This is a genomic window from Candidatus Pelagibacter sp. uisw_091, from assembly GCF_059512525.1.
This window is the reverse complement of record NZ_CM183455.1, coordinates 24,240-47,572: the sequence shown is the minus strand read 5'-3', so window position 1 is coordinate 47,572 and position 23,333 is coordinate 24,240. Positions and strand designations below refer to the sequence as shown.

General features: G+C 29.9%; 16 protein-coding genes, 1 tRNA gene and 1 pseudogene. 2 read left to right on the top strand and 16 right to left on the bottom strand.

Features of this window, described 5'->3' with window-relative positions; all coding sequences use genetic code 11:
* The 11 genes from AC5YGA_RS00210 to AC5YGA_RS00160 all read right to left on the bottom strand — a co-directional run bounded on the left by AC5YGA_RS00210 (window position 1) and on the right by AC5YGA_RS00160 (window position 12,631).
* On the bottom strand, window positions 1-2,058 hold the full coding sequence (locus tag AC5YGA_RS00210) for a DNA gyrase subunit B (RefSeq protein WP_415308497.1): 2,058 nt from the start codon (window positions 2,056-2,058) through the stop codon (window positions 1-3).
* 118 nt (window positions 2,059-2,176) lie between these two features.
* Window positions 2,177-2,266: transfer RNA gene (locus tag AC5YGA_RS00205), tRNA-Ser, on the bottom strand.
* Between the two features lie 16 nt (window positions 2,267-2,282).
* The gene (locus AC5YGA_RS00200) at window positions 2,283-3,068 is read right to left on the bottom strand and encodes a glycosyltransferase family 17 protein (RefSeq protein ID WP_415308495.1); all 786 of its coding nucleotides are present in this window, start codon (window positions 3,066-3,068) and stop codon (window positions 2,283-2,285) included.
* Window positions 3,069-4,877, bottom strand: a complete 1,809-nt coding sequence (gene lepA, locus AC5YGA_RS00195; RefSeq protein WP_415308493.1) for a translation elongation factor 4 — start codon at window positions 4,875-4,877, stop codon at window positions 3,069-3,071.
* Between the two features lie 2 nt (window positions 4,878-4,879).
* The gene (gene pheT / locus AC5YGA_RS00190) at window positions 4,880-7,288 is read right to left on the bottom strand and encodes a phenylalanine--tRNA ligase subunit beta (protein ID WP_415308491.1); all 2,409 of its coding nucleotides are present in this window, start codon (window positions 7,286-7,288) and stop codon (window positions 4,880-4,882) included.
* Window positions 7,285-8,352, bottom strand: coding sequence for a phenylalanine--tRNA ligase subunit alpha (gene pheS, locus AC5YGA_RS00185; protein ID WP_415308489.1), 1,068 nt, complete (start codon window positions 8,350-8,352; stop codon window positions 7,285-7,287). Before pheS ends, pheT begins: the two co-directional genes overlap by 4 nt.
* Before the next feature lie 43 nt (window positions 8,353-8,395).
* Entirely contained in the window at window positions 8,396-8,752 is a 357-nt protein-coding gene (gene rplT / locus AC5YGA_RS00180) for a 50S ribosomal protein L20 (protein ID WP_271495602.1), read from the bottom strand.
* 1 nt (window position 8,753) lies between these two features.
* A complete protein-coding gene (gene rpmI, locus AC5YGA_RS00175; protein WP_006997462.1) occupies window positions 8,754-8,960 on the bottom strand; it encodes a 50S ribosomal protein L35 in 207 nt (68 codons plus the stop codon).
* Window positions 8,961-9,013: 53 nt separating this feature from the next.
* On the bottom strand, window positions 9,014-9,559 hold the full coding sequence (infC, locus tag AC5YGA_RS00170) for a translation initiation factor IF-3 (RefSeq protein WP_415308487.1): 546 nt from the start codon (window positions 9,557-9,559) through the stop codon (window positions 9,014-9,016).
* Window positions 9,560-11,476 carry a threonine--tRNA ligase gene (thrS, locus tag AC5YGA_RS00165; protein ID WP_415308485.1) on the bottom strand — a complete coding sequence of 639 codons (1,917 nt, stop codon included), beginning with the start codon at window positions 11,474-11,476 and terminating at the stop codon, window positions 9,560-9,562. It abuts the gene before it with no gap.
* Window positions 11,477-12,631 carry a glycosyltransferase family 4 protein gene (locus AC5YGA_RS00160; protein ID WP_415308483.1) on the bottom strand — a complete coding sequence of 385 codons (1,155 nt, stop codon included), beginning with the start codon at window positions 12,629-12,631 and terminating at the stop codon, window positions 11,477-11,479.
* A 42-nt stretch (window positions 12,632-12,673) separates the two neighbouring features.
* On the opposite strand from AC5YGA_RS00160, the gene AC5YGA_RS00155 reads away from it, so the two are divergent.
* Window positions 12,674-13,429, top strand: coding sequence for an alpha/beta hydrolase (locus AC5YGA_RS00155; RefSeq protein ID WP_415308481.1), 756 nt, complete (start codon window positions 12,674-12,676; stop codon window positions 13,427-13,429).
* Here AC5YGA_RS00155 and AC5YGA_RS00150 read toward each other — a convergent pair.
* From AC5YGA_RS00150 to AC5YGA_RS00140, 3 genes are read right to left on the bottom strand one after another with little or no spacing between them, the layout of a single operon-like run.
* Entirely contained in the window at window positions 13,400-14,275 is an 876-nt protein-coding gene (locus AC5YGA_RS00150) for an NAD-dependent epimerase/dehydratase family protein (protein ID WP_415308479.1), read from the bottom strand. The two genes, AC5YGA_RS00155 and AC5YGA_RS00150, sit on opposite strands and share 30 nt — an antisense overlap.
* 1 nt (window position 14,276) lies before the next feature.
* Window positions 14,277-18,782: a glutamate synthase large subunit gene (gene gltB / locus AC5YGA_RS00145; protein WP_415308477.1), complete on the bottom strand. Its 4,506-nt coding sequence runs from the start codon at window positions 18,780-18,782 to the stop codon at window positions 14,277-14,279.
* On the bottom strand, window positions 18,782-20,221 hold the full coding sequence (locus tag AC5YGA_RS00140; protein ID WP_415308476.1) for an NAD(P)-dependent oxidoreductase: 1,440 nt from the start codon (window positions 20,219-20,221) through the stop codon (window positions 18,782-18,784). The genes gltB and AC5YGA_RS00140 overlap by 1 nt, the downstream gene beginning before the upstream one ends.
* Before the next feature lie 182 nt (window positions 20,222-20,403).
* On the opposite strand from AC5YGA_RS00140, the gene AC5YGA_RS00135 reads away from it, so the two are divergent.
* Window positions 20,404-21,171, top strand: coding sequence for an undecaprenyl-diphosphate phosphatase (locus AC5YGA_RS00135; RefSeq protein ID WP_415308474.1), 768 nt, complete (start codon window positions 20,404-20,406; stop codon window positions 21,169-21,171).
* On the opposite strand, the gene AC5YGA_RS00130 is transcribed toward AC5YGA_RS00135, so the two are convergent.
* Together AC5YGA_RS00130 and AC5YGA_RS00125 are read right to left on the bottom strand one after the other, a co-directional pair.
* Window positions 21,168-22,055 (bottom strand): DMT family transporter, encoded by an 888-nt coding sequence (locus AC5YGA_RS00130; RefSeq protein WP_415308472.1) that lies wholly within the window; start codon window positions 22,053-22,055, stop codon window positions 21,168-21,170. The genes AC5YGA_RS00135 and AC5YGA_RS00130 overlap by 4 nt on opposite strands.
* Window positions 22,056-22,061: 6 nt before the next feature.
* Window positions 22,062-23,332: pseudogene (locus AC5YGA_RS00125) on the bottom strand (2-oxo acid dehydrogenase subunit E2).
* Window position 23,333 lies beyond the last annotated feature (1 nt).

Here is a 23,333-nt window from a genome sequence, read left to right as displayed (position 1 = left end):
TTAAATGTCTAAATTTTGAACATTAATTGCATTTGAAACAATAAAATCTTTTCTTAAAGCAACATCATTACCCATCAGGGTATGAATAAGATTCTGATCTTTTTTTAGATCTTTTGAATATTGTACTTGTAACAAGTTTCTTGTTTCGGGGTCTAGTGTAGTACTCCATAATTCTTCTGGATTCATTTCACCTAGTCCCTTGAATCTTTGAATGCTCATTCTAGATTTTTCTTCATCATAAGCTTTAATGAATTCTTTTGTTCCTTTTTTAATTTTTTGCAGACCTTTGTTATTTTTTAAAATATAATTTTCTAATTCATTTTCGTCTTTAATGTAAATCCCTTTTGTACCTTTGTTAATTTTAAATAAAGGTGGTTGAGCAAGGTAAACATGTCCATTTTCAATTAATTTATTAAATGGTTTGTTGTTAAAAAACGTTAACAATAAAGCTCTAATGTGTGATCCATCAACATCGGCATCGGTCATAATAATAATTTTTCCATACCTTAAGTCTTTTAAATCTATTTCTTCATTCTTTGGATCGAGCCCAAGTGCATTAATTAAAGTTACAACCTCATTAGATGACATCATCTTAGCCAATGATTTTGTTCTATATTCATTACCATCTCTATTATTATTTTTTTTTAGAGCAACTTCCTCAACATAAGTATTCAGAATTTTTCCTCTTAATGGTAAAACTGCCTGGTTTGATCTGTTTCTACCTTGTTTTGCTGAACCACCTGCAGAGTCTCCTTCGACTATAAATAATTCTGTTCCTTCTTGTTTTCCTATTTGGCAATCAGCTAATTTTCCAGGTAGGCCACTTAATTCTAAGGCTCCTTTTCTTCTTACATTTTCTCTAGCTTTTCTAGCCACATCTCTTGCCAATGCTGCTTGCATTACTTTTGCTAAGATTACTTTAGATGTTGTAGGATTTTGATCAAACCATATTGATAATTTTTCGCTAACAATACTTTCTACAATCATTCTCACTTCAGAGGAAACCAGCTTATCTTTTGTTTGAGAGGAAAATTTTGGATCGGGTATTTTTGCTGAAATAACACATGTAAGACCTTCTTTAATGTCATCACCTGATATTGTTAATTTATTTTTCTTTAATAAATTATGTTCTGATGCATATTTATTGATTACTCTCGTTAATGCACTTCTAAATCCTAATAAATGAGTACCACCATCTTTTTGATAAATATTATTTGTGTAAGGATAAATATCCTCACCATAGCTTGCGTTCCACTTTAAAGAACATTCAATTTCAATATTATCTTTTTTACCTTCAATATAAATTGGTTTTTTAAATAAATCATTTCCTGTTTTGTTTATAAGTTTTTCTCTTTTTTCATCTAAAAAATCAACAAATTCTAAAACACCGCCATCAAATTTAAATACAATTATTTTTTCTTTTTTTTGGGTTAAGTCGTTAATTGTTATTTTTATTCCTTTATTAAGGAATGCTAGCTCTCTCATTCTTTTAATAATAATATTTGGAGTAAATTTTATTGAAGAGAAAATTTCTTTTGATGGCAAAAATGTTATTTGAGTTCCAGTTTCTTTTGATTTACCTATAACTTTAAGTGGTGCTTTTGAGGTTCCATCTTTAAACTCAATAAAATATCTATTTCCATCTCTATCTATTTCTAATTTTAATTTTTCTGATAATGCATTTACAACTGAAACTCCAACACCGTGTAAGCCACCTGAAACTTTGTACGAATCATGATCAAATTTTCCTCCAGCATGAAGTTGTGTCATAATAACTTCTGCAGCAGACATTTTTTCACCTTTATGCATATCAACAGGTATTCCTCTACCATCATCTCTAACAGTAATAGTTCCATCAGCGTTTATCTTAACATTTATATTTTTACAGTGACCTGCTAGAGCTTCGTCTATTGAGTTGTCTACAACTTCATAAACCATGTGATGCAAACCAGTTCCATCGTCGGTGTCACCGATATACATTCCTGGTCTTTTTTTAACAGCTTCAAGACCTTTTAAAACTTTAATGGAGTCTGCTTGATATGTGGAGTTATTTTTCATATTTTTTAATGGAAGTTAGTTAATTATAACATTTTTATAAAAAAAGAGGAAAATTAATCATATTAATTCACATAATATCATTAAATAAGGCCCTATATTAAAGGACTTTTTTAATTTCTGGCGGAGAGACAGGGATTCGAACCCTGGGTACCTTTAACAGTACACACACTTTCCAAGCGTGCGCTTTAAACCACTCAGCCATCTCTCCTAATTAAATTTTATAATTAAACAATCCAATTTTTGAACTTTTCTTGATTCTTAAAAATATAATTTGGAAATGTTTGATCAAATTTAATTTGTTTATAAATAATAGGCCTATCAAAAAGATCTGATTTATTGGCTATTGATTTTTTTATTTTATCTAAATTGTTATATTTTTCATTATTAAATTCAGAGTGAGCATATGAGCTTAATTTTTTTTTTATCTCTTCTGCTGTCATTAAAAATGAAAAATGCCAACCTCCATTTTTTATAATATTCCAACGTATTTTATCAAATCTCCAAAATGAATAAGTTTTAATCTTTTGGTTTCTTAGCCATTGTGGTGATTTTAAAAATTTTTTTTTACATATTCTGCTTCCATACCAATTAGGATTTGTTTGATTTATAATATTAACTTTATAATAATACATATTCTGTTCAAATACTGTAAATTTTGAATTTTGAATTTCCTTAATTTTTGATAAATCTGGTATTTCATCAACATCAGATATCATAATATAGTCTTCATCAAGAGCAGTACTTAAGCCTTTAGTAAGATAGTTTCTTTGAAAATTTTCTCTCTCCCAATTAGTAAGACCCTTGGGAAAACTGTCTACAACTAAATAAATTATTTTGTCTTTAAAATTGTTAAAATTTTCTATCTTAAAATTAAGTTTTTTTTTATTTCCTTGATGATCATATTGTGATTCAACAATAATAAATTTTTCTACAAAAGTATTAAGGGTATTGAGTCTAATATCTAATATTAAATTCTCATCATTATATAAAAAACAATCAAATATTTTCATTTATTTTTCTTTGTTAATTTTTAACACACCTATAAATGCTTCTTGTGGTATTTCTACTTTTCCAAATTGTTTACCTCTAGCTTTTCCTTTTTTCTGCTTATCTAATAGTTTTCTTTTTCTATCTCTAGCTCCACCACCATGAATTTTAGTTAAAACATCTTTTTTGAAACCTTTTATCGTTTCTCTTGCTATAATTTTTCCACCAATTGCAGCCTGTACAGGAATCATAAAATTATGACGTGGAATCAAGTCCCTTAATTTTTCACAAACTTCTCTTCCTACACTTTGAGCAAAATCTTTATGTACCATCATTGATAGTGCATCTACTGGCTCAGCATTCACAAGTATTCCAAGTTTTACTAAATCTCCCTCTCTATGACCTATAATTTCATAGTCGAAGCTAGCATACCCACTTGTCATTGATTTTAATCTGTCATTAAAATCAAAAACAACTTCATTTAAAGGAATTTCATAGTTTAATACTGCTCTATTCCCAGAATAACTTAAGTTAGTCTGGAGTCCTCTTTTATCTTGGCAAACCTTTATTATGGCACCTAGGTACTCATCAGGTGTAATAATAGTTGCTTTTATCCATGGCTCCTCGATGTATTTAATAAATGTTGGTTCTGGCAGGCTTGATGGATTTTGTAGTTCTATTACTTCACCTTTATTCATATGAACTTTGTAAACAACACCAGGTGTTGTAGTTAGTAGATTAATATCAAATTCTCGTTCTAACCTTTCGGTAACAATTTCTAAATGAAGAAGTCCTAAAAAACCACACCTAAAACCTAATCCTAGAGCCGAAGAAGATTCTGCTTCGTACGAAAAGCTAGCATCATTTAATTGAAGCTTGCCTAAACCATCTTTTAATTTTTGATACTCTGAGCTATCTACCGGAAATAATCCACAAAATACAACTGGCTTACTAGGTTTAAATCCTGGTAGTGCTTCTTGAAGTGGTTTACTTGCGTCGCAAATAGTATCCCCCACTTTTGTTTCTGATAAAATTTTTATACCTGTCGTTATAAAGCCAATTTCTCCTGCATTTAACCCGTTAACATCAGTTGCTTTTGGAGTGAATACACCTACTTTTTCAATCACATATTCTTGATTTGTAGACATCATTTTAATCTTCATATTTTTAGAAATTTTTCCATCAATAACTCTAACTAAAATAACTACTCCTAAGTAAGTGTCGTACCAACTATCAACTAGTAAACATTTTAAATCTGCATCCTTTTCTCCTTCTGGAGCTGGTAGTGATATAATAATTTGTTCTAGAATATCATCTATACCTTCACCTGTTTTCCCTGAGCAAGGTATGGCATTTTCAGTATCTATACCTATTACATCTTCTATTTGTGTCTTTGTTTTTTCTAAATCTGAAGCAGGCAAATCAACTTTATTTAAAACAGGAACTATCTCATGTTTAGTATCTAAAGCTTGATAAACGTTTGCTAATGTTTGTGCTTCTACTCCTTGAGTGCTATCAACTATTAAAATGGATCCCTCACATGCATACAAAGACCTGCTGACTTCATAACTAAAATCTACATGTCCTGGAGTATCTATAATGTTTAGAATATACTCTTTTCCATCTTTTGCTTTATAGTTAAGTTTAACAGTTTGAGCTTTAATAGTTATCCCTCTTTCTCTCTCAATATCCATTGAGTCTAAAACTTGTGCCTTCATTTCTCTTTCTGTAAGGCCACCACATGTATGAATTATTCTGTCAGCTATAGTTGATTTACCGTGGTCTATGTGGGCAATAATTGCAAAGTTTCTGATGTGATCAATTTTCGTCATGACTACGATCTAATCTTTGCGTCTGTTTTTGATTCTACAATTGAAATAATAAGCTGGTTTATTTTATTTAAATCTTCTTCATTTAATGTTTTTTCTGAAGATTGAATGGTAACATTTAATGCAATTGACTTCTTGTTTTTATCAATATTCTCACCCTCATAGACATCAAATACTTTAACAGATTTTATTAAATCTTTATCTACATTAGTAATTATATCTATTAATTCCTGGACTTTAAAATTTTTATCTAAAGTAAAAGAAAAATCTCTTTCTGATTTTTGAAAATCAGAGTACTTATATTGAGTTTTTTGATTTTTTAATGATTTTTTTGGTTGCTTTATATTTTCTAAAAATATTTCAAACCCTACTAACGTTTCAACTTTAATATCCAACTTTTTTAATATATTTGGGTGAATATCACCAAAAAAAGCTACCACTTTTTCTTTATCTTTATTAAGAAATATTCTTCCAGATTTTCCTGGATGATAATAGCTTGGTGTTTCGTCATCAATATAGAATTTATCTTTATTGAACCCAGCTTCAACTAAGCTTTGAATAACATCTCTTTTTACATCAAAAACATCAACTAGCCTCCCTTGCTCTAACCAGCTCTGTCTAGATAGTTTGCCAGTCCTTAATCCACTAACTACAGTTTGTTGTTCACCTGGTTTAGATCCTGAAAAAGTTGGACCTATTTCAAATATTGATAAATCCTTAAATCCTCTTCCTATATTCTTATTTAGATTAATAATTAAATTTGAAAAAATTGAGCTTCTCAATACATTTAAATCTGTGCTTATAGGATTAACTATTTTGATTTCTTTATTATTCTCAATAAATAGTTGATTAATTTTACTGTCAGTAAAAGACCATGTAATGGCTTCCAAGTATCCTTTTGATGCAATAGATCTCTGTAAAAAGTGAAATAATTTTTGCGTTTTGTTTAAAGTATTTTTATTTCTAATTTTTTCAGGTTCGATTATCTTAATTTGATCATAGCCTTTAATTCTCACTAACTCCTCAACTATATCTACTTCCTGTTTAATATCAGGTCTCCACGAAGGTACTGTTAATAGTAGTAATTTTTTTTGTTTTTTTATTTCAAAACCCAGGCTAGTTAGTATTTTAATCATTTCTTTTTGATCAATTTTAAAACCTGTTATTTTTTCAAATAACTGTATATCAAATTTTACAAAATTATTTTTCACATTTTCTATTTTTTGAATATCGAACTTACTAACTTCTCCTCCACAGATTTTTTTGATTAATTCAGCAGCTCGTTGAAGTCCTTGTTCTATTGATAATGGATCAATTCCTCTTTCAAATCTAAACTTTGCATCAGTGTCTATATTTAAAATCTTAGAAGTTTTTCTAATTGATCTTGGGTTAAAATAAGCAGATTCAATTAATATATTTTTTGTATCTAGTTCAGTTCCAGATCTTGTTCCTCCAATTATTCCTCCTAAACCTAAAACGCCTGAGTCATCTGTAATAACACACATATTATCTTCAAGATTGTAATCTTTATCATCTAAGGCTTTAAATTTCTCACCTTTCTTAGAATTTCTTATAATTATTCCTTTGTCTATCTTATCAACATCATAAGCATGTAATGGTCTGTTTAAATCAAACATTACATAGTTTGTAATATCGACTATTGCAGAGATAGGTTTTTGACCTAATGATATTATTTTTTTCTTTAGCCAGTCTGGACTCTCCATATTTTTTACGCCTTCAATCAAACAACTTCCAAAAGAAGTGCATCCTTGGTTTTTTTCTTTAATTATTTTTACGCTTAATTTTTGTTTCTTTTTTTGAACTAACTTTTCTGTTTTTAATTTTTTTAATGTACCAGAGCCTGCTGTAGCTAAATCTCTTGCTATTCCCCTAACTCCCAAACAATCTGCCCTATTTGGTGTAATAGATATATCAATTATATTTATACTATTTTTAGGAAAATAATTTTCCCCTATTTTCTTCTCATATTTTTTTGTAGAAAGTTCTGCAATGCCATCACTCTCCTTTGACAAGTTGAGCTCAGCCTCTGAACAAAGCATTCCATAAGAGGTTACACCTCTTATCTTGCTTACTAATAGTTTCATTTGATTTTTTGGTACAACAGCACCCGGTGGTGCATAAATTGTCATTAATCCTTCTTTTGCATTAGTTGCACCACAAACAACTTTAACAGGATTGCCTAGCCCAATATCTACATCACAAACTCTGAGTCTATCTGCATCTGGATGTTTTTCTGCTTTTAAAATTTTAGCAATTATGAATTTATCTAACTCACCTAATTGGCTGTCAACACTTTCTACTTCCAAACCAACATCTGTAAGTTTATCAATAATTTGATTTTCACTTAATTTAGTATCTAAATGTTCTTTAAGCCAGCTTGTTGTGATCTTCATCTGCTTAATCCTCTATAGTTTGTTGGCACATCTATTGGATCAAATCCAAAATGATTTATCCATCTATAATCACAATCAAAAAATGATCTTAGATCATTAATTCCATACTTTAGCATTGCCAATCTATCTATGCCTATTCCAAATGCATATCCTTGAAATTCATTAGGGTTTACTTTTACATTTTTTAAGACATTTGGATGAACCATTCCACAGCCTAAAACCTCAAGCCACCTATCTCCTTCACCAATTACTATTTTTCCATCTTTGATTTCATAACCAATATCAACTTCAGCTGAAGGTTCTGTAAAAGGAAAGTGACTTGGTCTAAATCTCATTCTAATTTTATTAATTTCAAAAAACTCTTTTATAAAATAATTTAAACACCCCTTTAGATGTCCCATATTAATATTTTTATCGATATGTAATCCCTCTACTTGATGAAACATCGGTGTATGTGTTTGATCACTATCAGATCTATAAGTTCTACCAGGTGCTATTATTTTAAAAGGTGGTTTGTCATTTAACATTGTTCTAATTTGAACTGGAGAAGTATGAGTTCTTAATAATAATTCTTTTTTATCATCTAGATAAAAAGTATCATGCATATCTCTTGCTGGGTGGTTGTCAGGTGTATTTAATGCTGTAAAATTATTATATTCATTTTCAACATCAGGCCCTTCTTTAACACTAAAACCAATTTCTGAAAAAATTGAAGAAATTTCATCTATAACTTGAGATACAGGATGGATTTTTCCCTGAATAAAAGGTCTCTCTGGTAAAGTAATGTCTATTTTTTCTTGTTCTAACTTTTGATTAATCTCTTTTGTTTCGATGTTGTTAATTTTTTTAGTTATTAAATCTTGGAGCTCATCTTTTACTAAATTCAAATCTGATGCGAATTTCTTTCTTTCTTCTTCAGCTACTTTTCCTAGCATCTTGAATTGAGAACTAATCAACCCAGTTTTACCAAATAGATCTGTTTTAATTTGATTGACTTGGTTTAAATCTAAATTTTCTTTTAACTTTAAAAGAAATTCATCTTTTATTTTTTTAATATCAGACATATTGAGAGATTATTTCTTCACCGAAGAAAAACAATAGTGAAGATTAATTTAGTGCCGATTGAGCTTTTTGTACGATAGTTTTAAAGGCTTCTGGGCTATCGTATGCTATTTCAGCTAATATTTTTCTATCTAGCTTAATTCCACACTTAGATAATCCATTTATAAATTTTGAATAAGTTAATCCTTCAGACCTGACGCCTGCATTAATTCTCTGTATCCATAAAGATTTAAATTCTCTTTTTTTGGTTCTACGATCTCTGTAAGCATATTGCATAGCCTTTTCCATAGCTTGCTTTGCAACTCTAATTGTATTTTTTCTTCTGCCCCATTGCCCTTTGACAGCTTTTAAAACTTTTTTATGTTTAGCGTGACTTGTTACACCTCTTTTTACTCTTGCCATTTTATCCTCTTAAACTGTAGGGCATGTATGATTTAACTATTTTGCCATCTTGTTTTGACATAGCAGTCGTGCCTCTTAATTTTCTGATTTGTGAATTTGTTCTTTTGATCATTCCATGTCTCTTTCCAGCTTGGGCCATCATAACCTTGCCAGTTGCTGAGATCTTAAATCTTTTTTTTGCTGAACTTTTAGTTTTTAATTTTGGCATAATTTAGCGGTCTTATACAAATATTGGAATAGATTTACAACCTCTATTAAGTCTTATAAAGGCTGAATAACCATGATCATTTGCTTTCCATCAAACTTTGGATGCAGCTCTACTTTGCCAATATCTTGCATATCAGCTTTTATTTTATTCATTAGTTCTCTTCCTAAGTGTGAATGTTGTAACTCTCTACCTTTAAATCTTATAGTAAATTTTACTTTATCACCTTTGCCAATAAATTTTTTGGCATTTTTAACTTTAAAATCATAATCATGAGTTTCTGTGACTGGTCTCATTTTAATTTCTTTTAACAAAACAATTTTTTGTTTCTTTTTTGCAACATTTGCTTTTTTTTGAGCATCGTACTTAAATTTACCCATATCAATAATCTTACATACGGGTGGCTTTGCATTTGCAGCTATCTCTATTAAATCTAAACCTTGTTCTTTGGCCATTGCTATAGCTTCATTAGTATTTAATATTCCTATATTATCACCATCACTTCCAATAACTTGAACTTCTGGTGCAGTAATTCTATTGTTAGACTTAGGCCCTCTGTCTTTAGTTCTTCTTTGAAAGTAATTTTGTTTAAAATCTGCCACTTAGTTTGAGGGTGCTTTGTTTAAAGCTGAGAATTTTTTTAAGAATAAGTTTAATTCCATATTTTCTTGTTCATTAGTATCTAGTCTTCTAATCGTTACTGAGTTACTGTCAACTTCTTTTTTACCACAAATCAACAAAAGTGGTATTTTAGATAAAGAATGTTCTCTAATTTTATAATTCAAATTATGATTTTTTAAATCTACTTCAGAGCTCATGCCAGCATGATTAATTTTTTCATTAACTTTTTTTGCATATGTGTCAAATTCTTCTGAAATAGGTATTACAACTACTTGTAAAGGAGCTATCCAAAATGGAAATTTTCCTGCGTAGTTTTCTATAAGTATTCCTATAAATCTTTCTAGTGAACCGAACAATGCCCTATGAAGCATTACTGGAACTTTTTTAGTTCCATCATTATCGACAAAAGATGAATCTAATCTTTCTGGTAAATTTAAATCTACTTGTAAGGTTCCACATTGCCAATCTCTACCAATAGCATCTCTTAAAACAAATTCAATTTTAGGACCATAAAAAGCTCCCTCACCTTTATTAATTGTGTATTTGAGTTTTGATGCTTTAACAGCATCTAATAAAGCTTTTTCTGCTTTATCCCAAACGCTATCGTCACCAACTCTCAAATCTGGCCTATCTGAATATTTTAATATTACATTTTCAAAACCAAGATCTTTATAAATATCTAAAATTAGATTTGTCACAATTAAACACTCTTCTGTTATTTGATCCTCTGTACAAAAAATATGAGCATCATCTTGAGTAAAGGCTCTAACTCTTAGCAACCCATGTAGTGCTCCTGAAGGTTCATATCTATGAACTTTTCCAAATTCTGAAATTCTTAGAGGTAGATCTCGATAGCTCTTTAAGCCTTGATTAAATACTTGAACATGACCTGGACAATTCATTGGTTTAATTGCAAATATTTTTTCATCAGGTGTTTGAGATGTAAACATGTGCTCACCATATTTTTCCCAGTGGCCAGACTTCTCCCACAAAGCTCTATCTAAAATTTCAGGAGTATTTACTTCTTTATAGCCAGCCTTATCTTGTCTACTTCTCATATAAGCAACCAACTTTCGAAATAGTTTCCAACCTTTTTCATGCCAAAAAACTGATCCTGGACTTTCTTCTCTAAAATGAAATAAATCCATTTCTTTTCCCAGTTTTCTATGGTCTCTTTTTTCAGCTTCTTCTATTCTTTTTAAATATTCATCTAAGTCTTTTTGTGATGCCCAACTTGTTCCATAAATTCTTTGCAACATTTCATTATTGGAGTCACCCCTCCAATAAGCACCTGATACTTTTGTTAATTTAAAATATTTGCCAATTTTTCCTGTTGATGCTAGGTGTGGTCCTCTACATAAGTCATGCCAATCTCCATGAAAATATATAGAAACATCTTCTCCTTGAGGAATGCTTTCAATAATTTCAGCTTTGTATATTTCTCCCTTCTCTTTAAAGTGTGCTATTGCTTTATCTCTACTCCAAACTTCTCTTGTAGTTGGAACGTCTCTATCGACAATTTCTTTCATTTTAATTTCAATTTTATTTAAGTCCTCTACTGTGAAAGGTTCTTTTCTTGAAAAATCATAATAAAATCCATTTTCTATAATTGGGCCAATAGTAACTTGGGTTCCTGGAAAAAGTTCTTGCACAGCCATTGCTGTTATATGCGCAGTATCATGACGAATAGTCTCTAAACCTTCTTTATCCTTAGAAGTAAAAATTTTAATAGAACAATCTTTATCTATGATATAATTTAAGTCTTTAAGTTCTTCATTAACACTAATAACTGTGGCTTGCTTTGATAAAGATTTACTAATCTTTTCTGCAACCTCTAATCCCGTTACTTTATTTGGGAATTTAATACTGTTTCCATCTGGTAGTGTAATTAATGGCATTTAATTTAATAACTTTTTGTACTCTGAATATGTAGAAAAACACATTTTTTCAACATTAAATTTTTTAATTATATTTTTTCTACCTTCAATGCCTATGGATTTCAACGAGGATTCATCTAAATTTAAAACTTCTACTATTTTTTTACATAAAGATTTAGGGTTACCTGATTCAAATAAAAAGCCAGACACATTATTATCTATTGTTTCATTAGATCCTCCAATATTACTCGCAATTATTGGCTTTTCCATTGATTGAGCTTCAATTGCAACTCTTCCAAATGCCTCTGGTTCTATTGATGCTGAAATTACTAAATTAGAGATTTTGTAAGCTAAAGGCATATTTTTACAATGTTCTACAAATTTTAGCTGTGATGTTAATCTATACTGTTCAGCTAATCTTTTTATTTTTTTGGTATAAATATCTCTACCCTGATCACTTCCCAAAATAACAGCATAAAAGGATTGATGTCCTAGTTCTTTGTTTGCAAAATTTAATGCTTCAATAAATATTTCCTGTCCTTTCCATGAAGTTAATCGACCTGGCATTAAAATTAATCTTTTATCTATAGGTACCCCCCAACTTAAACGAAGATCATCTTCTTCATTTTCTAATGTGGTTGATGGATCAAAATAATCAACATTAATACCTCTAAAAATTACTAAAAATTTTTTTTTTAGATTTAAGTATTCTGAATAGTTGTCTTTAATATGTGAAAAAATAAAATTTGACCCTGCAATTACTAGATTAGATCTAACCATTACAGAGTTGTACAATTTTTTAATTGAGCTTTTAAAAGTGTAAGTGCCATGGAAAGTTGTAACAAACTTTCTTCTTGTAATTTTTGTTGCAATTAAACATGACCAGGCTGGTGCTCGACTTCTCGCATGAACAATAGAGATGTTATGTAATAAGATAATTAAAATTAAAGCTATTGTATTAAAAAGCATCAAAATAGGATTTTTGCTGTGAACTGGAAGTTTAATTAATTTTACTTTTTTTTGATCAATAAACTTTAATAACTCTCCTCCACTGGTAACAATAAAAGAAGAACAATTATTTTCTGGTAGATAATGAGCAAGATCATAGCAACCTGTTTCTGCACCGCCATATCCAAGCTTTGGTATTACTTGTAAAACTTTTAATTTTGAGGCCATTTGATAGAACTATATATTAAGAATTAATTCTAATAAACTTTTATGAGTAAATTTAAATACCTAAAGATAACAAATCTTAAGAAAATTAGATATTTAAGTAATAATGTTCAAAACAGTCTCTATATAATTTTTTTACATGGGTTTATGTCAGATATTGAAGGAGATAAACCTATATCTATCTTTAATTATGCAAAAAAAAATAAATTAGGTTTTCTTGCTCTTGAGTACTCTGGTCATGGAAAGTCTACAGGAAAATTTACTAATGGTAATATTAGTAAGTGGTCTAAGGATGTTAAAGTTTTAATTAAAAGAAAAGTAAAAAAAAATAACTTTATCTTGGTAGGTTCAAGCATGGGTTCGTGGTTATCACTAAATCAATTTAAGTATTTTAAAAAGCAAATTAAAGGTTTTTTAGGAATAGGCTCTGCTCCAGAATTTCTAGAAAATTTGATGTGGAAAAAATTTACAAAAAGAATGAAAAATGAAATAATAAAAAAAGGAATTATCAATTTGAAGCATGGTAATTATGAATATCCAATCTCATATCAACTAATAAAAGATGGTAGAAGAAACAAAGTCTTAAATAAAAAAATACTATCAAAAATAAATGTTACAATGATTCATGGTGATAAAGATGAGGTGGTTCCCAAAAGCTACTCAAAGAAAATTTTAAAAATCTTTAAAAGAGCGAAAAAGAAATTAGTGATTATTAAAAATGGTGATCATAGTCTATCGAATAAACATAGTCTTAAAAAAATTAATTTAGAATTAGATAAAATTGTCTCTAATATAATTTAGTCCCTCTATATAAGTAGGAAATTTAAAGCTATAAGAAAAATATTTTTTTGTTTTTGTGTTACTTATTTTTTTTGAATCTTTATAAAAATTTTTTAACATTTCACTTTCTAGATTATTAATTTCGATTTTTTCTAAATTTTTTATATTCAATAATTTAGAGCCATACAATGTTATCTCTTCTGAGGGTGACGGCCTATCATCAGCTATATTATATATTTCTCCTGATTTAAATTTAGATAAAGATTTAAACAATATGTTTGAAATGTCTTCAATATGAATTCTTGAAAAATAATGATCTTTTTTACTAATTAGTTTGGCGGTTCCTAATTTTAGACGCACTAAAACATTTTTTTCATTAGAATAAATTCCTGACAATCTAAATATCTGAACAGGCAAATTTTTATTTATTTGAAGTGAAAGCCATAAATTTTCAGCCCTAAGTCTTGAAATGCCCTTAAATGATGTTGGTTTTGTTTGGCTATTTTCATTTACCCACTCACCTTTGTGATCTCCATAAACACTAGTAGAAGACAAATAAGTTATCCATTTTACTTTGGAGCTTTTAATAAAATTAGAAAAATTTTTTACTACTAGGTCATCTTGTTTTTCTGGGGGTATTGAAACTAAAATATGATTTGCTTCTTTTAATTCTAGCAACAAATTATTATCAAATTTATCATTATCAAATAAATAGTTATTAAAATTAATCCCATTGAAATTTTCTTTTGAAGATTTATTTCTAGATGTGGCTGTTAATGTAATATTATATTTTTCAATAATAAGTTTTTTTATAAAACTTTTTGCTACTTGGCCAAAACCAAAGCAAAAAATATTTATACTCTTCATTTTAGCTTACTTCTTTTATGATGGGATTTAAGCTTATAGGATTTTTTAACTTATCAATCATTTCTTTAGGGCAAATTTGTATAAAGTTAAAAATTTCTTTATCAAAATTTTCTATTATTTTTTTAGATAAATTAGAATTTGTTTCTATAGAATGCTCTTCAATTAGTTTCTTAAGAAGATTTATCCAATGATCAGTTTCTGGCGTTTGCCATATTATAGTTTCTGAATTAGCTTTTTTTTCAAAATCTTTATTTGGATCATAAATAAATGCTATTCCTCCAGTCATACCAGCACCAAAGTTGTCTCCTACATTACCCAACACCACTACCGTTCCCCCAGTCATATATTCACAAGCATTAGAATCACAACCTTCAATAACAGCAATAGCTCCGGAATTTCTTACAGCAAATCTCTCACCAGCCTGACCAGCTGCAAAAAGTTTACCTGAAGTTGCTCCATATAATACTGTATTTCCAATTATTGTATTTTCATGAGAAATTAAATTACTTTCATCTGAGAGTTTGATTGATATTGTTGCTCCTGATAGACCTTTTCCAACATAATCATTCGCATCACCTTTAAGAACAAGTTTCAAACCTTTTACTCCAAAAGCTCCAAAAGACTGGCCAGCAGAACCTTTGAATTGAAGTGTTAAAAAATCACTCTCTAATTTTTCATTTCCATATTTTTTATACAGATGATGGGATATTCTTGTTCCTACAGTTCTATGAGTATTTTTAATTTCAAATTCTTTGTCAATTATTTTTACTTTTCCAATCTGATCTTCAATTTCAGGTATAATTTCTTGGTCTAGCGTATTGGGAACAAAATTAATTTTTTGATCCTCACAGTATCTTAAATTATCCCCAGGATCTGCCTGAACAAAAAGTGGGTTTAAATCTAAATCATCTAAATTTGGAGAAGCTTTACTTACTTGTCTCAATAAATCAGTTCTTCCAATTATCTCATTTAGAGAACTAAAACCAATCTCAGCTAAAATTTCTCTTACTTCTTGAGCAATAAATGTAAATAAATTAACTACCTTGTCTGGTGTACCAGTGAATTTTTTTCTCAATTCATCATCTTGTGTACAAACTCCAACTGGACAAGTATTAGAGTGACATTGTCTTACCATTATGCATCCCATTGCTACTAGAGCTGTTGTTGCTACTCCATACTCCTCTGCTCCCATCATTGCAGCTATTACAACATCTCTTCCTGTCTTGATTCCACCATCGGTTCTCAATGTAACTGTGTGTCTCAAATTATTTAATGTTAAGACCTGATTAGCTTCAGTCAAACCCATTTCCCATGGAATACCAACATACTTAACGCTTGTTTGTGGTGTGGCTCCTGTGCCACCATTATGACCAGAAATTAAAATTATATCTGCTTTTGCTTTCGCTACTCCTGCAGCAATAGTTCCAATTCCTGATGATGCAACTAATTTTACTCCTACTCTGGCTTTTGGGTTAACTTGTTTAAGATCGTAGATTAGTTGTGCTAGATCTTCAATAGAATATATATCATGATGAGGAGGGGGAGATATCAATGTTACTCCAGGTGTAGAATGTCTTAATCTTGCAATCTCTTCTGTAACTTTAAAACCAGGTAATTGCCCACCTTCTCCGGGCTTAGCTCCTTGTGCAATCTTAATTTCAATTTCATTACAATTATTTAGATAATTAATTGTTACACCAAATCTTGCTGATGCAATTTGTTTGACTCTAGAGTTTGCACTATCTCCATTATCCATTTTAGTAAATCTTTTTTCATCTTCTCCTCCTTCTCCACTACAAGAAGCACCTTTGATTCGGTTCATTCCTATTGCCAATGTTTCATGTGCCTCTTTTGATAAGGCGCCATGAGACATACTTCCACTCCCAAATCTTTTTAAGATGTTTTCAATTGGTTCTACTTCTGAAACATCTATAGAAGGCTTAAGGTTTCTTTCTCGAAATCCAATAAGATCTCTTAAGTGTATTGGGGGTAAGTTATAAATACCATTTACATATTTTTTGTAGCCCTCAAAAGAGTTCGATCCAACTGAACTTTGCAATAGATGCATTAACTTCCCTTGATATTGATGAGTTTCTCCATTTTTTCTATACCTATAAAGTCCTCCAATAGGTAGCACTGAATTATTGTCCTCAAATGCTTGCTTATGGATAGCTCTTAACTTATTTTCAATTCCACTTAATCCTATTCCAGATATTTTAGATAAAACCCCTGGAAAATATTCTGAAGCTACAGTTCTACTTAAACCAACTGTTTCAAAATTACATCCACCTCTGTATGAGCTTAGAACAGATATTCCCATTTTTGACATTATTTTTAACAAACCATAATTAACTGACTGAATAAATCTTTCTATACATTTATCATAACCAAAATTCCCAAATAATTTTTTTTCAAATCTTTGATATAAACTGTCTAGTGCTAGATAAGGATTAACTGTTGTAGCCCCAACTCCAATAAGAGTTGCAAATGAATGGGTGTCTAGTGCCTCACCTGTTTGAGCATTAATAGAGGCATATCCTCTTAATTTATTTTTAATAAGATGGGTATTTATTGCACCAACACACAAGAGCATTGGCATTGCTAATCTTTTTTTTGTAACATTTTTATCACTTAAGATTAACTGAGTTACACCTTGCCTAACTGAAATTTCTGATTGTTGTTGTATTCTTTTAATTGACTGCTCAAGATTGTCTTCATGATCAAAGGTACAATCAATAACTACTGAGTTTTTTCCAAAAAAGTTGATAAACTTTTCTATCTGTAAGTTTGATAAGATGGGGCTATTTAAAACATATATGTTTTCTTGAGTTAAATTTGTAAAATCTAAAATGTTCCCAAGATTTCCAAACCTCGTTTTTAAACTCATAACTTTATTTTCTCTTAGAGAATCGATTGGAGGGTTGGTTACTTGACTAAAATTTTGTCTAAAAAAATGATATAGAGGTCTATATTTATCAGATAATACAGCAAGAGGTGTGTCATCCCCCATTGAACCAATTGCTTCTTTGGCATCTTCAGCCATCGGATGAAGAATAAGTTCTAAATCTTCTAAACTGTATCCAAATGAATACTGTCTTTTTTTGAGCTCATCACCATAAAAAATAGGTTTTTCATTTTTTATTATAAGTTTTTTATCTAATTCAATAATTTGATTATTAAAATGTTTATATTCTTTTGCTAAAAAGTCTTTAATTTGGCTGTTAGTAAAAACTTTACCTTTTTCAATTCTAACACCAATTATTTCTCCAGGTCCTAGCCTTCCTTTGGTAATTATTTTCTTTTCATCTAATTCTACCATTCCTGTTTCTGATCCAGCACAAAGAATTTTATCTTTAGTAATCGTGTATCTCATTGGACGTAGACCATTTCTATCTGTAGCAGCTATTACCCATTCATTATCTGTCCCAGCAATTGCTGCAGGTCCATCCCAAGGTTCCATTGTGCTATTCAAAAAATTAAATAATTGTTGATGATCTTTAGAAAGCGTCTTACTTTTTTTAGACCATGCATCAGGAATTAACATTAATTTAGCAAGAGGTGCTGGCTGACCTGAGATATTTAATAACTCAAATACACTATCTAAGGCTGCAGAGTCGGATGATCCAGCAGGAATAACAGGTCTTAGATTTTCCATATCTTCAAATAATGGACTATGCATTTCTTGCTCATGTACTTTCATCCAATTATAATTACCTTTTAAAGTATTTATCTCTCCATTATGAGCTATTGCTCTAAAGGGTTGTGCAAGATCCCAACTTGGTGCTGTATTTGTAGAAAATCTTTGATGAAATATTGCATAACGAGAAATAAATCTTTCATCTTTTAAATCTATATAAAAATCAGCAATTGATTCTGCTAAAAACATTCCTTTATAAATAATAGATTTAGAACTTAATGAGCAAATATAAAAACCTTCAATTGCATTTTTTATAGCTGCTTTTTCTATTTTTCTTCTTGATTCGTACAATTTACGCTCAAGCTCTTTTCCACTTAAATTTTTATTATTATTTTTAAAAAGCACTTGGGTTATTTCTGGTCTTGTGAAATTTGCTTTTTCTCCAAGGACTCTTGTATTTACCGGAACTTGCCTCCAACCATAAATACTAAAGTCACTTTTGGTTAGTTCACTTTCAACTAAAGTCCTAGCATTCTCTTGAGCTTCATAATTATTTCTAGGTAAAAAAATCATTCCTATACAAATTTCAGAACCATCATGTTTATGGCCAGTAAGCTCTATTTTTTCTGCAAAAAAATCAGAGGGAATTTCTAAATGAATTCCTGCTCCATCACCTGTTTTTCCATCGGCATCAACAGCTCCTCTATGAAAAACTGCCTTTAAAGCATTAATACCATATTCAACTACTTTTCTTGATTTTTTACCTTCTGTAGAGGCTATTAAGCCTACTCCACACGCATCATGCTCCATGCTTTTAGAGTAAACTTGACCTTTCTCTAAAATTTTACGATTTTTTAAATAATTTTCCATTACGCAACTTTCGAAGTTTTTAATTCTTTCTGTTCTAAAAATTTTCTAATTGATGCTGCTACATCTCTTCCATCTCTGATAGCCCAAACAACTAATGAAGCACCTCTGACTATATCTCCTGCAGCAAATACTCCTGATAAATTGCTTTCCATTGTATGAAAATCTACTTTTAAAGTGCCCCATTTAGTTACTTGTAAATCATTTGCGTTGAATAATTTTGGTAAGTTTTCAGGATTAAAGCCTAATGCTTTTATAACTATATCTGCTTTAATATTAAATTCTGAATTGTCTTCTATCTCAGGTTTTCTTCTACCACTATCATCTGGTTCACCTAGTTTAATTCTATCTACAACTAAACTTTCAACTTTATTTTTTCCTATAAATTCTTTAGGACTTGACAACCAAACAAATTCAACACCTTCTTCTTCAGCATTTCCAACTTCACGCGCTGATCCAGGCATATTTTCTTTGTCTCTTCTGTATAAACATTTTACAGATTTTGCATTCTGTCTTATTGAAGTTCTTACACAATCCATTGCTGTGTCACCTCCACCTATTACCACAATATCTTTTCCTTCTGCATTTAAAGTTCCATTATCAAATAATTCTACTTTATCTCCTAATCCTTTTTTATTAGAAGCTGTTAAAAAATCCATTGCTGGAAAAATATTTGCTAAGTCTTTTCCTGGTAAATCTATTTCTCTAGCTTTATACACTCCAGTTGCTACTAGTATTGCATCGTGCTTTTTTCTTAATTGATCTAACGTAGCATCTTTACCCACCTCAAAATTTTGAACAAATTTTATGCCTCCTTCTTCGAGCAGTTTTGTTCTTCTTTCTACTGCAAATTTTTCTAGTTTAAAATTAGGTATTCCATATATTAATAATCCTCCTGATCTATCATAACGATCATATATCGTAATTTGATAACCTAATTTACGTAATTGTTCACCCGCAGCTAAACCTGCTGGTCCTGCACCTATAATTCCAACACTTTGACTCTTCTCACATCTAACCTCTATTGGTTTAACCCAACCTTCTTTCCAAGCTGTATCTGTAATATATTTTTCTACTGATCCTATTGTAACGGTACCATGTCCTGACTGTTCAATAACACAGTTACCTTCACACAATCTATCTTGTGGACAAATCCTTCCACAAACTTCAGGCATATTATTTGTACTTTGTGCCAACTCATAAGCTTCTTTTAATCTTCCCTCAGCTGTTAATTTTAGCCAGTCAGGAATATTATTACTTAAAGGGCAATGAACTTGGCAAAATGGAACTCCACACTGTGAGCACCTACTTGCTTGCTCGCTTGCCTTTTCCTGAATAAATTCTTTATAAATTTCATTAAAGTCCTCTTTTCTATTTGAAACTCCTCTTTTAGGTGGGTTTTGTTGACCTATATTTACAAATTTTAACATTTTATCTGACATTTTTTACCTTTTTTTTCACAAGCATATATTAAGCCTTTCTAATAAAAAAGATAAACTAAGTCAGTATTTATGACCTTTTTTTTTCAAAAAGTCTTTATTTACGGTATTTTTGCTAATTATGCATACCTATTATGTTGCCACGGAATTGTTTTATTTTAAGGCTATTTAAGTTACGAAAGAAAATGCTAACCAATATAATAGAAATTGTAATTCTGTCACTTGTACAAGGTGTGTCTGAATTTTTACCAATAAGCTCGTCTGCTCACTTAATTGTTGTCTCTTCTCTTTATGAGTTTAAATCAAACTCTCTATTGATAGATGTTAGTTTGCACCTTGGGTCTTTATTAGCAATCATATTTTTTTTTAGAAAAGAATTGGCTGATCTAAAAAATAATCAAAGATTATTATCATTAATGATTTTTGGCTCTATACCTCTAATAGTTATTGGGTATACCCTTTATAAAACAGGGTTAATTTATATATTAAGAGACATAAAAATAATTGCTTGGACAACTTTGATATTTGGAATCATTTTATACATTGCAGACAAATGTAGGTTTGATAAAAAAATATCATCTAACTTAAATTTAAAAGTAATATTGTATATTGGTTTATTTCAAACACTTTCATTAATACCGGGAGTTAGTAGGGCAGGAATTACAATTACTGCTGCAAGAATTTTTAGATTTAATAGATTTGACTCAAGTAAAATTTCTTTTTTATTGGCTATTCCTGCTTTAGCAGGAGCAAGTATATTGAGCTTAAAAGATGCTATTAGTCAAAGTTTTGAATTTAATTATCTTATATTTATAGCGATTGCTTTATCTTTTTTGTCTTCTTATTTTACTGTTAAATTTTTCTTAGAATATATAAATAAATTTTCTTTAAGTGTTTTTGTATTCTATAGAATTGTAGTTGCAATAATTTTATTTATTATAATATATAATTAGTTTTTTTTAAGTATTGGTGTCAATTGAGAAAATAAAACTCCAAATAAAATGAATATACAGCCAAATAAATTATTAATATCTAAAATTTGATCTAATAAAATCCAAGCTGCAATAGTTGCAAAAACACCTTCTAAAGAAAAAATTATTGCTGATGGAGCTGGGGAGATATTTCTTTGTGCATATATTTGCAATACAAAAGCAAGACCTCCAGATAAAACTCCAGCATATAAAATTTGAAATTTTTCTTTAAGAATATTTAACCAAATAAAGTCTTCAAAAATTAATCCTACAATCAATGATAAAGAAGCAACAATTAAAGTTTGAATTGCACCAATTGTTAATGGAAGATTGTAGTTTTCTATAATTTTGCCAGTAAAAATAATATGTGTACTCCAGAAAAATGCACCCATTATTATAAGCGCATCACCAGTTCTAACCGTTGCACTATAAAAATTAGTTAATAAATAACCTCCTATCACACAAAGAAGAACAGAAGGCCAAATGCTCCAGTGTATTGGTTTTTTATACATAAAAAAAATTATAAACGGGACCATTGGTACATAAAAAATAGTAAAGAATGCTGCATTAGCAACATCTGTATAGAGTAAAGCCACTTGTTGAAGTGCTGATCCTAAGAATAAAGATAGGCCTATTAAAAGAGCTAAGTTGGTAAATTCTTTTCGATTTCTTTGGACTGATTTTGAGATATTTTTTCTTTCAAAAATAAAAGCTAAAGGGGCTACTACTAAAAAGCCTACAAAAAACCTAACCGCATTAAAAGTGAAAGGACCAATGTCGTCCATTCCAGTATCTTGAGCAATAAAAGTTGTTCCCCATATGAATGTACAAAGTAATGCACAAAATAATGATGAGGTTTTTGACATTAAAATTTATACAGCTAATTTATAAGCAAAATTTTTGCCTAAATTTTCTTTTAGATCATTATTAAATCTAGCTGCTTCAGCTCCATCAATTATCCTATGATCATATGATAATGAAAGCGGTAACATTGTTCTTGTTTCAAATTTTCCATTGATAAAAATTTTTTTTTTTGTGCTTTACCTACTCCTAGTATAGCAACTTCAGGATAATTTATTATTGGTGTAAAAAATGAACCTCCAATTCCTCCAAGACTTGTAATGGTCATAGATCCTCCAAAGAATTCTTTCTTATCTATTTTTAAATTTCTACATTGGTCACTTACTGTTTTCAATTCATTGCCAATATATGATATACTTTTATTATCAGCATTTCTAATTTTTGGCACCATCAAACCATGTGGTGTGTCGACTGCAATTCCGATATGAAAATAATTTTTCATTGTTATTTTTCCATTTTCAATATCATCTATTGATGAGTTGAAACTAGGAAACTTTTTTAAAGATATAACTAGAGCTTTAACAATAAAAGCTAAGGGAGTAATTTTTTTTCTCTCACCAGTATACATATCTGTAAGTGAAGTTCTAAAATCTTCCATTTCAGTTATATCTGCTTCATCATGGTTTGTTACATGAGGTATTGTAGTCCAAGAATTAACTAAATATGTAGAGGCTAATTTTTTAACCCTAGGCATATCTTTAACTTCAATTTCTCCAAAATCAGAATGGGGAAATTCACTAAAAATTTTTTTAGGTTGAGCTTCAATTTTATCTGAAGTTTTGTTAATTTTAGAGGATATAAAATTTTTTACATCATCTTCTACAATTCTTCCTTGCCTTTCACTGCCAACTATCTCATTAATATTAACACCAAGCTCTCGAGCAAATTTACGTACTTTTGGACTTGCAGATGAAGCTTCTGAATTGTTTTTTTTTATTAAATTTTGTGTTTGTATAACTTTTTCAATTTTTTCTTCTTGATTTTGATTTGTAACAAGCTCTGCTTCTTTAATAGTTTTTTGTTCTATACTCTCTTCTTCTTCTCCAGATTGCTCTACAATTAATATTAAATCACCTTCTGAAACCCTATCTCCTACTTTAATTTTAACAGACTTAACCTTTCCATCAAAAGAAGCTGGTATTTCAACACTAGATTTGTCACTCTCAATTGTAATAAGTGGATCATTTTTAGATACTGACTGACCATTTGAAACTAATACTTCGATTACCTCAACGTCTTTAAATTCACCAATATTTGGTACTTTAATCTCTTTATCTGGCATC